Origin of the sequence: Ralstonia sp. A12 (assembly GCF_000801955.1) — a bacterium.
Classification (GTDB): domain Bacteria; phylum Pseudomonadota; class Gammaproteobacteria; order Burkholderiales; family Burkholderiaceae; genus Ralstonia.
On sequence record NZ_JSZO01000014.1, the window covers coordinates 20,465 to 34,142 of the forward strand.

Sequence of the window (13,678 nt, forward strand, 5' to 3'; positions counted from 1 at the left end):
GATGCTGGCTATTAGGCTTGTAAGCGTGATGCAGTCTGTCTATTACCTACTGGAGAGGGCACGTTCAATCTGAGCGCGCCGGAGATGTCGATGAACCCGATGCAATCGAAGATCGCCCGCACGCTGGTTGGCGCTTTGCTCATCAGCGCAGGGCTGGCCGCACATGCCGCGGGCATGCTGCCGGAATCCACCGTGGTGTGGATCAACGAGGCCGATGGCGAGACCTCCATGGTCGTCACCAACACCGACCCGATTGTGTCGTTGATGTACGCCAAGATCGAGGCCGTGCCGGACGACGCCAACCCGCCCGTGGTGCTGACGCCGCCGGTGGCACGCGTTGACCCGGGCAAGAAGCAGACCGTGCGCTTCATGCTCACCAACACCGAGCCGCTGGCCGTGGAGCGCTATGCGCGCGTGACGTTCGACGGCATTCCCGAACGCAAGGACGCCAACAAGAACACGGTCATGATGACCGTGCGCCAGAACCTGCCGCTGGTGATTCACCCCAAATCGCTGCCGGAAGACAAGGCGCCCTGGACGCGCCTGAAGTGGTCGCTCGATGGCACCGCGCTCACCATCACCAACGACAGCGCCTACGTGGTGCGCATGGACCAGGGCATCAAGCTGCTGCCGGGTGACGTTGAGTTGGCGCTGCCCAAGTCGTATCTGCTGCCGGGCAGCAAGACCGTGGTTGACCTGCCGGGCCAAGGCAAAGATGGCAAGGCGCTCAAGCCCGACTTCAAGCAGATCCAGATCACGCCTTTCACAGCCTATGGCTACGCGGCTGCGCCTTACACGGCCACGCTCGCAACGCCTGGCACAACCCGCTAATCACGCCTGAGCCCAGCGCCCAGAAGTTGTGCCGACTTGATGGCACCGCCTTCCGCTTTGGCGCGCTGTCTCGGGTGTGCGGTGAAGCATGTGGATGGATTCCACGCGGTCGCACGCCGTTCTTGTCATCGAATAAAACGGCGGCATTCCAATGCGCTTGCCTTGCGCAGGCCATTCTCTTTCAGTTGGGGAGCTTTATGCCTATTCAGAATCTGCTAAAGGCTTCGGCCTTGGCTACAGCGCTCAGCGGCTTGCTGGTCACCACGTCGGCCTTTGCACAGCAGACGCCGCAAACCGCGGACTTGAGCATTACCGGCACGATCACGCCGGCGCCGTGCACGGCCAGTTTCGCCAATAACGGTGAGATCGGTTTCGGCACCATTGATCACGCCAATTTCCTGGCCCTGCCCAATCAGTACTACTACATGGGCGAGAAAAACATCTCGCTGAGCGTAGCCTGCCCGGCATCGAGAACCGTGCAGTTCAGCGTGCAGGACTTGCAGAGCGCTTCCAGCCTCGGCAAGGCCGCTGGCTTTGAGGCGGGTCTGGGTGACGGTGCTGCCGACGAGGAGTATTACGGCCTGGGCACCGCGCGCGTGGACGGCAAGGACGTCAAGCTGGGCGCCTACACCATTAATTACTCTGTGCCTCGCGTCGACGGTGCGCCCCGCAACATGATCATCTCGGCCGATGGCCAGAATTGGTCGCGTGACGCGAGTGGCTTGGTGATGAACAACTTGCTGACTTACGCCGTCGCCGCCGACGACACCGGGGCAGCCGTGCCCATGTCCGGCAAGAACTTCAATTTCGACCTCTTGGTGTACGGGATGTTGAACAAGGCCACGGAACTGCACAGCGTGGCCGACGACATCGCCCTGAACGGCCAAGCCGTCTTCTCCATTCAATACCAGTAACCAGTAAGCGCTCGTGATGCTCGGCAATGCCGTGCATCACCCTTTGAGGACATCATGAAAACCATTCGCACCATCGCCACGACCGCCGCACTGGCTGCCCTGGGCCTCGCTTTTGCACAATCGGCCGCTGCCCAAAGCTCGGGCACGCTCACGTCCACGCTGAATGTGACCGGCACGCTGGCCCCCGCTGCGTGCGACGTCACCTTTGTTGGTGGCGACACCATTGACTTCGGAAACATCGCCAGCACCAGCCTGTCGGCCAACACCTTCCGCAAGATTGGGCAGTCGCAAGATAAGACGCTGCAAGTGGTTTGCGGCGCCAACACCAACGCCTTCGTGAGCGTGCAGGACAACCGCGCTGCTAGCGCGATCCAAGACCCCACGATCCGAGTCGCCCTGGGCTCCACCGTGGGCCTCAACAATCTGTTTGGCCTGGGGTCCGTCGATGGTCCCTCCGGCCCCGTCAACATCGGCTCCTACACGATCAAGATGAGCCCGGCATCGGTCGTGACCACCTATGGCGGCACCTCGGTTCAACAGCCGGCCGTGCTGTCGTCCGCTGACAAGTCGGCGTGGGCGGCTTCGGCTGCGCCTGTGCTGATGATCGGCAATGGTGGCGAGTACTACACCGCCGGTTCACTGGGAGCGAGCCCCACGCCCGTGGCCGCGCGCACCTTCAACTTCCCGCTGACGATTGACGCCGCGCTGAACAACACCACCGTTCTGCCGCTGGGCGACGAAGTGAAGCTGAACGGCTCGGCCACCTTCACGGTGGCGTACCAGTAAGCCGATACGGACTGAAGCGCAGGTGGCGTGCCGCCGCCTGCCTGTCACTCATCGCATTTGAGAAAGAACGCTATGTCAATTCAACATCTGCCGAAAGTGCTTGCCACTGCCGCCATGGGTGGTTTGCTGGCCGTGGCCGCTTCGTCGGCGTTTGCACAACAGACGGCCGATCTGAGCATTACCGGCACCATCATTCCCACGCCGTGCACGGTCAACGTGGACGGCAATAGCGCCGCAAATTTCGGCGCGATTCAGCCTGCCTCGTCGCAAGCTGGCGACGACTACCGCGTGGTGGGCGATACCGGTAGCGCAATGAGCATGGTCGTACAGTGCCCGGCGAACCGGAAGGTCAGCTTTACGGTGCTGGATGGCCTGGCCGGTTCTGCCGTGACTGATGCGGGCCTGCGCGACTTGCTGAAGACCATTAGCCCCACTGCCCCCGACGCCAACCAAGTGTTCGGCCTCGGAACCGTCACGGTAAACGGCAAAACGATCAACCTGGGCGCGTACTCGCTCGAAACCCTGGCGGCAGGTTCGGCCCAAATTGGGACTGCGACCTCGGCTGCGATTCGTAGCCAAGACGGCACCAGCGGCTGGGAGCGTACGAACTTCTATGGGGCCGATGGCGCGACGTATGCAACGAACCGTGCGCCAGACATGGCCAATGGTCCGGTCGCGGCACAAACGGTCCGCTTCCCGATGCGTTTGCGTGCCGCTGTCAACAAGCCTTCGGAGTTGCAACAGGCTGACGAGATCAAGCTCCAAGGTGAGGCCGTGTTCACCGTGAAGTACGAGTAACCGATATCAGCGTTCGACGCTGGGTCGCTAAAACCGCCTTCCACAAGAAGGCGGTTTTTTTATGGGCATGGCGCGTTAGCGTTTCAGCGCAGTTCGCGCGCCAGGTGTTGCCCAAGATAGCGCACGCCTTCGATCGCGCGGCTGCCGTACCACGACACCATTTCGCCATCCACCAGATAGACCGGCTTGCCGATCTGCTTTTCCAGCGCGTCGGCGTGCTCTTCGGTAAAGCTGTAGGGCTCGGTGGAGAGCAGCACGCAATCGATGTTGCGCACGACGTCATCGCTCCAGCGGAAGGTGGGGTAGCGCGTGTCGGGGCGATTGGGCCGGGCGCAGTCACCGCTCTTCTCCGTACCGCATTGCACGGGCGCCGGGTCTTCGGGCCACGTGTGGCAGTTGATGAGCTTGAGCATGCGCGAGATATACGTGTCGCGCGACACCGTCATCCACGGGTCTTGCCAGATAGCGTACAGCACGCGATGCGGCAGGAAGTGGCGGCCACGCAGGGCATCCAGCTCTTGCGTGAGCGCGTCGGCCAGCGTCTGCGCCTGTGCCTCGCGGCGAAAGATACCCCCCAGCAACTGGTACAGCGCGAGGTTGTCTTCCGGCGCGCACGGGTGCGTGACGATGATGTTGGGGATGAACTCGCGCAGCTTGTCGACGGTCGGGCGCGTGTTCTCGTCAATGTTGACGATGACGTGCGTGGGCGCCAGCTCGCGCAGCTTGTCGAGCTTGACCGTCTTGGTACCGCCCACCTTGGGCACGTTGCGCACGGCCTCGCGCGGGTGGATGCAGAAGCCGGTGCGGGCAACAAGCTGCTCGCCCAAGTCGAGCGAGAACAGCAGGTCGGTAATGGACGGCACCAGGCTGGCAATGCGCGGCGTGGTGCTGACGGGGGCGTGCGCGTTGCCAAGCGCGTCGGTAAACATCATCAGGAATTCTCAGGTTTGCGGGGCTTGCGCGGGGCGCGCGCAAAGGCAAAGTCATACAGCCAGCGCGGCAGCACGTGCAGCAGCTTGGCCACGATACCCATCTGCCACGGCAGCACGGTAAAGCGCACGCCGCGATGGATCGCCTCCACGGCCTTCTGTGCGAACACGTCCACCGGCATCAGGAAGGGCATCGGATACGGATTGTGCGCGGTCATCGGCGTGCGGATGTAGCCGGGGGCGATGGTGACGACGCGCAAACCACGCGGGCCGAACTCCACGCGCAGGCTCTCCATCAGCTTGATCACCGCCGATTTGGAGGCGCTGTATGCCGCCGCACCCGGCAGCCCACGCACGCCTGCCACGCTGGCAATGCCGACCAGCGTGCCGCCCGACGTGCCGGGTTTGGCCCGTGCGAGCATCGGTTCAACGAAGGGCTGGAAGGTGTTGAGCGTGCCCATCCAGTTGGTGTCCATCACGCGGGAAAACGCCGCCAGATCGCCCGGTTCGCTCAGGTCGGTGCCTTCCGAAATGCCGGCGTTGGCGATGACCACGTCGGGCACGCCAGCCGCAGCGATGAAGGCTTCAGCGGCGGCACGCATCGACTCGGCGCTGCACACGTCGGCGGCGTAGCAATGCGCGCGCGCGCCTGCGGCCAAGGTCTGCACGAAGTCGTTGATCACGTCGACGCGCCGTGCGACCAGCCCCAGCGTGGCGCCCTGGGCGGCGTACTGCCGCGCCAGTGCCTGGCCGATGCCGCTGGAAGCGCCGGTGATGAAGACGGTTTGACTCATGTCGGGTGTCCTGTCGAAGGAGGAGCAGGGAAAGTCGGCACAAAAAACGCCCGCACGGAGGCGGGCGCTGGTGGCGGTATCACACCCAGGGTCAGGCCCCAGGCGTGGTGATCCATCACATCTTGCGGTCGCGCACCTGCTGGACGATGTAGTCGAGCGTCTGGGCGGCGCCCACGTTGCTGCCTGCATCGGCCGGCGACGTGGTGTACTTGCCTTGCACCACGACGGTCGGCACACCTTCGATCTTGTACTGATCGGCCAGTTGCACGGCGCGTTTGGTATTAGCGTTCACGCTGAACGAGTTGTAGGTGTCGCGGAACTGCTTCTCGTCGACGCCGTTGGCGGCCATGAACTTGGCAATGTCATCCAGCTCCGACATCGAGCGGTAGTTCTTGTGCAGTTGGTCGAACACGCGGTCGTGCAGCGTGCGGCCGCTGGCGTCCTTGGCGTCGAGCTTGCCCAGCGCTTCCAGTGTGTAATAGATGCGGGTATGCGGTTCCAGCTTGGCGTTGAAGGCCACCGGCACGCGCTTGACCACCACATCCTTGCCTTGCTTGGCGACCCACGCCGTCCAGGTGTTTTCAAAGTCGTAGCAGTGCGGGCAGCCGTACCAGAAGAACTCCGTCACTTCGATCTTGCCCGCGGGCACCGGCTGCGGCGATTGCAGCACTTTGTATTCCTTGCCGGCGGTGGGCGCGGCCTGGGCCGGTGCAGTCATCAGGAAGCCAGCGCCGGTAGCGAGGGCGATCAGGAAAGCAGCGAGTTTTTTCATGGCAATTGGACGAAATAGGCGGAAAACCAGCGAAATCGGAGTCTGTGCAACCAACGCGGCTGCCAGCGTAACTGAGTCTCAGGTTTCTGACAGATCACAGCCCGCCGGGTTCAAGCGGGCCGCGTGTTTTCATGTCACTGCTGACGGGCGAAGCGGATGACCGACGACTCCACGCCCGAAGCCTGCAGGCGGCTGCGCACGGCGGTCATCTCGTCCAGCGAGTTGTACGGGCCCATGCGCACGCGGAACATCGTAGCGCCGTTCACTTCGCGCTGCGTCACCTTGGCCTCAAAGCCCTGCATGGCGAGGTTGCCCTTTTGGCGCTCGGCATCGTCGGACGATTTGTAAGCGCCTACTTGCAGGAAATAGCCCGTCTTCGCGGCATCCTGGCGAGCGATCTCGGCAATCGGGTCGGCCACCGGCTTCTCGTTCGAGGCCGTGGCTGGCGGTGTGGGCGGGGTAGCCGGCTTCGGCGGGCGGGCGGCAGGCGTGCTGGCCGGCTGCGTGGTCGCGCCGGGTTCGGTCGGGCGGGTGGTGGTGCCCGGCGCCGGGGCGTTCGGCTCAGGCACCTGGTCGACCGGCTTGGCCGGCACGCGGCTCCACAGCGGGGTGTTCGGATCGGCGGCTGCCGGCGCGCTGGCCTGCGGAGCCGCCGGTGCGGGCGTCGGCAGCGGGTTGACCACGGTGCCCGGTTCGCTCGGCTTGGGCTGTGCGCCGTTGCGTGACACGAACGGCACCGGCGCCTTGGTGATGTACACCGCCACCACCACGGCGATCGCCAAACCGACGATCAAGCCAAGCACCAGACCCAGAAACGTGCCGCCCCGTTGCGAGCGGGCACGGGAAGATTGCGTATTACGTGCCATGTCGATCCTTCTAGAAGCGCCCGATTATAAGAGCGCCGTATGTCGTCACTGCGGTTGTCGCCGGGGCTTTACATCTTTTGAGGAGCGGAGACACCAATCACCGCCAGCCCGTTGCGCAGTACCTGGCGCGTGGCGGCCAGCAGTGCCAGGCGGGCACGCTTGACGGCTTCGTCGTCGACCAGCACGCGATCGGCGTTGTAGAACGCGTGGAAGTCGCCGGCCAAGTCGCGCAGGTAGAAGGCCACGGCATGCGGGGCCAGTTCGCGTGCGGCATCGGCCAGCATGTCGGGGAAGGCCGCCAGACGCTGCACGAGGGCCGTTGCCTGCGGGCTGACGTCTGGACCAGTGACCGCCGCCAGATCAGTGCTGGTGAGCGAGGCGGCGTCGACGCCAGCGCGCTCGAACACCGAGCAGATGCGCGCGTGGGCGTACTGCACGTAGTACACCGGGTTCTCGTCGTTCTGCTTGAGCGCGAGGTCCACGTCGAAGACGAATTCGGTATCGGCCTTGCGCGACAGCAGGAAGAAGCGCACAGCGTCCCGCCCGCGCGTGAAGTGCGACGGCCAGTTGGCCTCGCCGGTTTCCACGCAGGTGCGGATGGTGTCGACGCCGGATTCCGATTCGGCGTCGCCGTTGGACCATTCGATCAGGTCGCGCACGGTCACGTATGAACCGGCGCGCTTGGAGATCTTCACCTCGGCGCCGTCCTTCATCACCGTGACCATCTTGTGCAGGACGTAGTCGGGGTAGCCCTTGGGGATGCCGATGGAGAGGCCCTGCAGGCCGGCGCGCACGCGGGCGATGGTGCCGTGGTGGTCGCTGCCCTGCACGTTGATGACCTGCGTGAAACCGCGGCCCCACTTGGTGGTGTGGTAGGCCACGTCCGGCACGAAGTAGGTGTAGGCGCCGTCGGACTTGCGCATGACGCGGTCCTTGTCGTCGCCGTCATCGGTCGTGCGCAGCCACAGCGCGCCTTCCTGTTCGTAGGTCTTGCCGGCGGCGATGAGCGCGTCCACCGTCTGCTGCACCTTGCCCTCGGTGTAGAGGGACGACTCCAGGTAGTAGCGGTCGAACTTTACGCCGAAGGCCTGCAAGTCGATGTCCTGCTCGTTGCGCAGGTACGTGACGGCAAAGCGGCGGATGGCTTCGATGTTTTCCACATCGCGCTCGCCCGTCACAGGCTCGCCATCGGAGGCGCGTACGGTCTTGCCGGCCAGGTAATCGGCGGCGATGTCGGCGATGTAGTCGCCGTTGTAGGCGGCTTCGGGCCAGTTGGCGTCGCCGGGCTTGAAGCCGCGCGCACGCGCCTGGACAGAGACGGCCAGGTTGTGGATCTGCACGCCGGCATCGTTGTAGTAGAACTCGCGGTGGACTTTGTGGCCTTGCCAGTCGAGCAGGCTCGCCAGCGCATCGCCCAGCGCGGCCTGGCGGCCGTGGCCAACGTGCAGCGGGCCGGTCGGGTTGGCCGAGACGAACTCCACCAGCACCGGCGCGCCGTCATGGGTGTTGGCGGCACCAAACCGGTCGCCCTCGGCAAACACGGCGCCAATCACGTCAGCACGCGCGGCGGCCGACAGGCGCAGGTTGATGAAGCCGGGGCCGGCGATTTCCACGGCGGAGACCTGGCGCTGGCCGCGGGCATCGGCGCGGATGGCGTCGGCGATCTTGCCGGCCAGTTCGCGCGGGTTGGTGCCCAGCGGCTTGGCGAGCTGCAGCGCGACGTTGCAGGCGATGTCGCCGTGCGCGGCCTGCTTGGGGCGCTCCAGGACGATCTCCGGTCGGGCGTGGCCCTCGGGCAGCAGGGTGCCGACGGCGTCGGACAACAATTGGGCGATCGTCTGTTTGTGGGAGGGCAGCATAAAGAAACCATGACGCCGACAGTGCTGAAACCGATTGAAATCCAGTTCCGGCGCCGCCAGTTGCGTTGTTCGGGGAAAAGTACGAAATTTTATCAGGTGCGCCACGGTCCTAGAGGTATCCAGTCCGCCCCGTGGCAATCTGCGGCCCCCACCCAACTCAGGGAAACCACGAAATCATGATCACTTTTACTTCGCACGCTTCGCAAAAGTTCTCCATGCAGAAGGATCTCGCCATGGTGCTGCTGGGCGTGATCGGCAAGACGCTGGGCGAACGCGGCGTCATTACGCCGGAAGAGATGCCCCACGCCATCGACCGTCTGAAGCTGGCCATCAAGGACGATACGCACCAGGCGCATATCAAGGTTGCCGAATTGACCGTCAAAGACGACGACAGCGAGGAAGAGCCGCCGCATATCGGCCAGCGCGCTTACCCGCTGCTGCACATGCTGGAGGAATCGCTGGTCGAAAAGGCCAATGTGCTCTGGGGCGTTTGAACGGAATTCACCCCAAAAAAAAGCCCGGCCGCCAAACGGGTTGGTCCGGGCATCCGGCCACAGGGGCCGGTAGCGGGGGATGCTGAACATGGGGCTGGCGCTTGCGGGCCCTGGCTCCTCCGTAAAGTGCCTGTAGAGTCCTCGCCGATGGCCACCCCGGCAAGCGCTATCGGGTCATTCCTCTTCTGCGCGACGGCTGCCGCTGCCTGCCAGCGCGACGACCAAGCCGATGGCCGCGCCAATCGCCACCGCCACCCCAACTGACTTGAGCGGCGCCGCGCTGATGGTTTCCTGCGTGCGGTTGAGCGCCCAGCCCACGCGTCTGCGGGCGAGGTGTGCGCGCTCATTGGCGGACTGGCGCAATTGGTCGGCATGCGCCAGCAGTGTGCGGCGGGCGTGGCGCGCTTCGGCGCTGCCTTCGTCGGCAAGGGCTTCGATGGCGCCTTCCAGCGAGTGCAGCAGGCTCTGTACATCTTCCACGGCAGGGCGCGCGGCATGGCGCGCGTGATTGACGGCTGCGCTGGCGCCGTTGAGTGCGCGGCGCGCGTGCTCGTTGACGTCTTCGAATCGGTTGCGGATGCGTTGGCCGGCAAAGAGCGACATGGCGAAGTCCTCATCTTGGCGCCGCGGGAAGGGGCTGGCCGGCGGCGCAGTGGTTGGCTGTGATTTCGGTCGGCATGCAGACAAGCCGGCTATCAACGGACTAGCAAAACATGGGCCGCAGCCGCGCCCATCGCACGGGGATGTGCCGCGTGCTGCATTGCGCCAGCGCGGGATTCCCGGGGGGCGTAGTCCTCAGCGCACGGGATGCCAAGGCGGGTGCGCCCCAGGTGTCACCCGGCCCGCCCACGGGGTATGATGGGTATTGCCATAAAAAAACACACGCAACGTGCGCCGCGTCGGGCGGCCGGATGCGTTTCATGCGTTTCAAATGGGTCTGCATGCCATGCGGTCATCCTTGCGCTCCACCCTGCTGCTCGCCGGCGGCATTCTGCTGACGCTGGGCGTGCTGATTGCCTCGGAGACGGGCAACATCCGCCTGAGCCAGGGTTATCGGCAGGTGATCCAGTCGCAGCAGGCAGAAACCGCCATCAATGAACTGCTCGCCGAACTCGTCAACGCCGAGGCCGGCCAGCGCGGCTTCCTGCTCACGGGCAAGGACGAATACCTCGACCCGTACAACAAGGCGATTCCGCACATCCACGCATTGATAGCGGAGATCCGCGACCACTACGCCAACGATCCGGAAGCGCTCAAGCTGTTCTCGGAGACTGCGCTGCAGGTCAGCCGCAAGCTCACCGAGATGGAGCTCACACTCATCTATGGCAAGCGTGACTTGGAGGTGGCGCTCGACCTCGTGCGCACCGATTTCGGCAAGGCCTCGATGGAAGCCGTGCGGCAGGGCCTGGACCGCCTGCGCCAGCGCGAGATCGGCACCGTGGCCCGCAGCCTCGAACACGCCGAGCGCGATCTGGCGCTCTCGCGCTATGGCATCGCGCTCATCACGGCGGTCAACATCATCCTGCTGGTGGTGCTGGGCATGCAGCACGCCAAGCGCCTTGCCGCCACCGAACAGGAGCGCGATCTGCTTGAAGAAGAAAGCCAGAAGCTCGACCGCATGGTGCGTGAACGCACGCGTCAGCTGTCCGATCTGGCTGCCCACTTGCAGCGCGTGACCGAAGACGAGAAAACGCGCCTCGCACGCGAGCTGCACGACGAACTGGGCGCGATCCTGACCGCTACCAAGATGGACTTGCACTGGCTGCGTTCACGACTCACCTCGACCGAGCCGGCTGTGGGTGAAAAGATTACGCGCGTGATGTCGCATGTGGATCAGGGCATCCAGATCAAACGCCGCCTGATCGAAGATTTGCGCCCGACCATTCTGCTCAACCTCGGCTTGGTGGAAGCGCTCTCGCAACTGACCGAGGACGTTGGCGTGCGCAACGGCTGGCACACCGAGGTCAGCCTGCCGGATGAGATGCACAAGCTCACCGACGATGCGGCGATTGCGCTGTATCGCATCGTGCAAGAGTCGCTCACCAACGCCTCGAAGTACGCGCATGCGACGACGGTGTCCGTGGCGCTGGATGCGAGCGAAGAGGGCGTGCGCTTGCGCGTGCGTGACAACGGCCGCGGCTTCCCGGCTGATATCGAACGTCGCCGCATGGTGGGCCATCACGGCTTGCTGGGCATGGAACAGCGCGCCATTGCGCTGGGCGGCACGTTGACCATCGATTCGCAGCCCGGCGGCGGTGTGACCATCATCGCCGAGTTGCCGGCCACCGACGCGGTGTTCTATCGCGAGGGCGTCAGCGGCAGCGGGCCTGCGGGTCCGCACACACTGCCCGGTGGTGTGGCGCCGGGCTCGGGCGAGGGCGGCGCGCTGGTCTGAAAGGCCGGAGCGCAGAAAAGCAAAAGCCCCTTAACCAGGTTAAGGGGCTTTTTTCATGCGCGCCTTACAGCGCTGCGCTTACATCTTCTGCTTGGCGTCGTCGGCCGCGTTTTCCAGTTTCTGGCCGCCGTTCTGGAGGTCCTTGCCGGCACCTGCCATGGTGTTGCAGCCGGCAAGGAAGACGCACATCAACGCAAATGCGGCACACAGGGTCTTCATGAAACGCTCCTTGTGGGGGTCGAAAGCAATGTGGGCGATGTCAGGTTCCGCAGCATGGCGGCCACAGGTGGGCAGGTCTCAGGCGTGCGGATGGTGCACGGTCTGCTGGCGGGGGCGTGCCAGGCCTGCGCGTTCTTCGATCACCTCGAACACCTTGTCGAGTTCGAGCGACTTGTCGAAGAAGTAGTTGGCGCCGGCTTCAAAGCAACGCTGCCGGTAGGTCGGCACCTGCGCGTGGTTGGTGTAGACGATGCGCACGCTGGGCGATGCTTGATCGCGCAACGTTTGGAGGACTTTGAAACCATTCCCCTGGCGCAATTGCAGATCGACGATCACGACGTCGTAGTGGCCTTGCGCCAGTTGGCGCAGTGCCAAATCTTCCGTGTCTGCCCATTCGACAACCGCTACGAAAGCGGACGCCTTGAGGTACTCCAGCACCATGCCACGAAGCACGGGGGAGTCCTCGATGAGGAGGACGCGCAAGCCACGGGTGGAGAGGGTGACAGCTTGATCCAGCATGCGTTGATGGTAGCCAGCGGGTCGCCTGGGTGGTATCAGGCGTTGTCCTACATGCCAACAGGGTTTCCGGCCGATTGGTGTTTTCTGCCCAGGGTTTTTGCCCCAGGGAGCATCACTCCACCAGGCCGTTCTTGATGGCGTAGTAGGTCAGATCGGCATTGGACTTCATGCCCATCTTTTCCAGGATGCGGGTGCGGTAGGTGCTGACTGTCTTGACGCTCAAAAACAGCTCTTCGGCGATGATCGACACCGATTGCCCGCGCGCGAGCTTGCAGAAAATCTGAAACTCGCGTTTGGACAGCGTCTGGTGCAGGGGCTGGTCGGTTGGCTTTTCCAGGCCGCCGATCAGCAGTTCGGCCACCGTCGGGCTTACATAGCGACGGCCCTGCGACACGGTGCGGATGGCCTTCACCAGCTCATCCGGCGCGCTTTCCTTGGTCAGGTAACCCGAGGCACCGGCGCGGATCAGGTTGATCGCGTACTGGTCTTCCGGAAAGGTGGACAGGATCAGCACGGGCAGATCCGGGTGGCGTTGGCGCGCCAGCTTGAGCGTATCGATGCCGTTGCGATCGGGCATGGAGATGTCGAGCACGACCACGTCGAAGGCGTTGGTGCGGAGTTGCTCCATCACCTCTTCCCCACTTGCCGCTTCCCCCGCGACTTCGATGTCCCGCTCTTCGGACAGGAACTGTCGAAGACCGGCACGGACGATTTCATGGTCGTCCGCAATCAGGACGCGAATCATGCTGCTCCTTGTGGGCGGCACGGCCGGCAGGATGCCGATGTGCGCGCTGCGCTTGTTGGTTCGATACGACAGCAATTGTATCGGACTGTAGCGTGAAACCGGAGTCGCTTGTATTGCCGGACTCCGGCGATTTCGTCGGGGATTCCATGGGCGCCCGCAGGTGTGCGGAAGTCGCAACATGCAGGTGCGCGCCCAAAAGAAAACGGGGCGGTAGGTCCCGCCCCGTGATGGCCTTCGGTATCGCGTGCCGGGTCCGGCCCGGCACGACGTCAGGCTGGCTTACTTGCTTTGTGCGGCGGCGCCGGCGTTCACGCTGGCATCGACGCTGGTGCTGCCGGCAGCGTCTGCCTTGGCAGCCTTCGCCGTCTTGTCGGCTGACTTCTCAGTCTTGCTGACCGACTTGCCGACCTTGTCTGCGGTCTTGTCGACGGACGCTTCAGCCTTGGCCTTGTGCTCGTGTGCAGCCTTGGCGCCGTGCTCGGCCTTGGTGGTCAGTTGGTGCTTGGCGGACTCGGTGTCCAGCTTGGCGCCAGTGTCTGCCTTCAGGCCCACACCGGCGTTGGCGCCGCCCGCAGCTTGCGCCGGGGCGACGGCAGCCGTGCCGTTGGTTTGCAGCGATGCGCCGGCCGACGGGGTTTGTGCGTTGGCGTAAGCCGAAGCAGCAGCGATAGCGATGGCGGACAGGGAGATCAGCAGCTTGTTCATGGAGGAGACTCCTTTCGTTCTGAACGGCCACGCGAGGGATTCGTCGCGGCAT

General features: G+C 64.1%; 16 protein-coding genes. 6 read left to right on the plus strand and 10 right to left on the minus strand.

Annotated features, from left to right (window positions below; translation table 11 throughout):
• The first annotated feature begins 90 nt into the window (after window positions 1-90).
• The 4 genes from PI87_RS17020 to PI87_RS17035 all read left to right on the plus strand — a co-directional run bounded on the left by PI87_RS17020 (window position 91) and on the right by PI87_RS17035 (window position 3,329).
• Window positions 91-831: a fimbria/pilus chaperone family protein gene (locus PI87_RS17020; RefSeq protein WP_039599177.1), complete on the plus strand. Its 741-nt coding sequence runs from the start codon at window positions 91-93 to the stop codon at window positions 829-831.
• A gap of 197 nt (window positions 832-1,028) precedes the next feature.
• Window positions 1,029-1,745, plus strand: coding sequence for a DUF1120 domain-containing protein (locus tag PI87_RS17025; RefSeq protein ID WP_084209997.1), 717 nt, complete (start codon window positions 1,029-1,031; stop codon window positions 1,743-1,745).
• 54 nt (window positions 1,746-1,799) lie between these two features.
• Window positions 1,800-2,531, plus strand: coding sequence for a DUF1120 domain-containing protein (locus PI87_RS17030; protein ID WP_039598914.1), 732 nt, complete (start codon window positions 1,800-1,802; stop codon window positions 2,529-2,531).
• Between the two features lie 72 nt (window positions 2,532-2,603).
• Complete coding sequence (locus PI87_RS17035; RefSeq protein ID WP_039598915.1) at window positions 2,604-3,329, plus strand: DUF1120 domain-containing protein; 726 nt, start codon at window positions 2,604-2,606, stop codon at window positions 3,327-3,329.
• Window positions 3,330-3,412: 83 nt separating this feature from the next.
• Here the strand turns inward: PI87_RS17035 and PI87_RS17040 are convergent, their stop codons facing one another.
• The 5 genes from PI87_RS17040 to argS all read right to left on the minus strand — a co-directional run bounded on the left by PI87_RS17040 (window position 3,413) and on the right by argS (window position 8,549).
• Entirely contained in the window at window positions 3,413-4,261 is an 849-nt protein-coding gene (locus tag PI87_RS17040) for a helical backbone metal receptor (protein ID WP_039598916.1), read from the minus strand.
• Window positions 4,261-5,052 carry an SDR family oxidoreductase gene (locus tag PI87_RS17045; RefSeq protein WP_039598917.1) on the minus strand — a complete coding sequence of 264 codons (792 nt, stop codon included), beginning with the start codon at window positions 5,050-5,052 and terminating at the stop codon, window positions 4,261-4,263. The genes PI87_RS17040 and PI87_RS17045 overlap by 1 nt, the downstream gene beginning before the upstream one ends.
• 115 nt (window positions 5,053-5,167) lie before the next feature.
• The gene (locus tag PI87_RS17050) at window positions 5,168-5,824 is read right to left on the minus strand and encodes a thiol:disulfide interchange protein DsbA/DsbL (protein ID WP_039598918.1); all 657 of its coding nucleotides are present in this window, start codon (window positions 5,822-5,824) and stop codon (window positions 5,168-5,170) included.
• Between the two features lie 134 nt (window positions 5,825-5,958).
• Window positions 5,959-6,690, minus strand: coding sequence for an SPOR domain-containing protein (locus PI87_RS17055; RefSeq protein ID WP_039598919.1), 732 nt, complete (start codon window positions 6,688-6,690; stop codon window positions 5,959-5,961).
• Between the two features lie 68 nt (window positions 6,691-6,758).
• Window positions 6,759-8,549, minus strand: coding sequence for an arginine--tRNA ligase (gene argS, locus PI87_RS17060; RefSeq protein ID WP_039598920.1), 1,791 nt, complete (start codon window positions 8,547-8,549; stop codon window positions 6,759-6,761).
• Window positions 8,550-8,725: 176 nt separating this feature from the next.
• Between argS and PI87_RS17065 the strand changes: the two genes are divergently transcribed.
• Window positions 8,726-9,043: a DUF1840 domain-containing protein gene (locus tag PI87_RS17065; RefSeq protein ID WP_039598921.1), complete on the plus strand. Its 318-nt coding sequence runs from the start codon at window positions 8,726-8,728 to the stop codon at window positions 9,041-9,043.
• 174 nt (window positions 9,044-9,217) lie between these two features.
• Here the strand turns inward: PI87_RS17065 and PI87_RS17070 are convergent, their stop codons facing one another.
• On the minus strand, window positions 9,218-9,646 hold the full coding sequence (locus PI87_RS17070) for a DUF883 family protein (RefSeq protein ID WP_039598922.1): 429 nt from the start codon (window positions 9,644-9,646) through the stop codon (window positions 9,218-9,220).
• A 343-nt stretch (window positions 9,647-9,989) separates the two neighbouring features.
• Between PI87_RS17070 and PI87_RS17075 the strand changes: the two genes are divergently transcribed.
• Window positions 9,990-11,438, plus strand: a complete 1,449-nt coding sequence (locus PI87_RS17075; RefSeq protein WP_039599178.1) for a sensor histidine kinase — start codon at window positions 9,990-9,992, stop codon at window positions 11,436-11,438.
• A gap of 78 nt (window positions 11,439-11,516) precedes the next feature.
• On the opposite strand, the gene PI87_RS17080 is transcribed toward PI87_RS17075, so the two are convergent.
• The 4 genes from PI87_RS17080 to PI87_RS17095 form a co-directional block, all read right to left on the minus strand.
• Complete coding sequence (locus tag PI87_RS17080; RefSeq protein ID WP_039598923.1) at window positions 11,517-11,657, minus strand: entericidin A/B family lipoprotein; 141 nt, start codon at window positions 11,655-11,657, stop codon at window positions 11,517-11,519.
• Between the two features lie 78 nt (window positions 11,658-11,735).
• A complete protein-coding gene (locus PI87_RS17085) occupies window positions 11,736-12,176 on the minus strand; it encodes a response regulator (RefSeq protein WP_039598924.1) in 441 nt (146 codons plus the stop codon).
• Window positions 12,177-12,288: 112 nt separating this feature from the next.
• Window positions 12,289-12,921, minus strand: a complete 633-nt coding sequence (locus PI87_RS17090) for a response regulator (protein WP_039599179.1) — start codon at window positions 12,919-12,921, stop codon at window positions 12,289-12,291.
• A gap of 279 nt (window positions 12,922-13,200) precedes the next feature.
• Window positions 13,201-13,626, minus strand: coding sequence for a hypothetical protein (locus PI87_RS17095; protein ID WP_039598925.1), 426 nt, complete (start codon window positions 13,624-13,626; stop codon window positions 13,201-13,203).
• Window positions 13,627-13,678 lie beyond the last annotated feature (52 nt).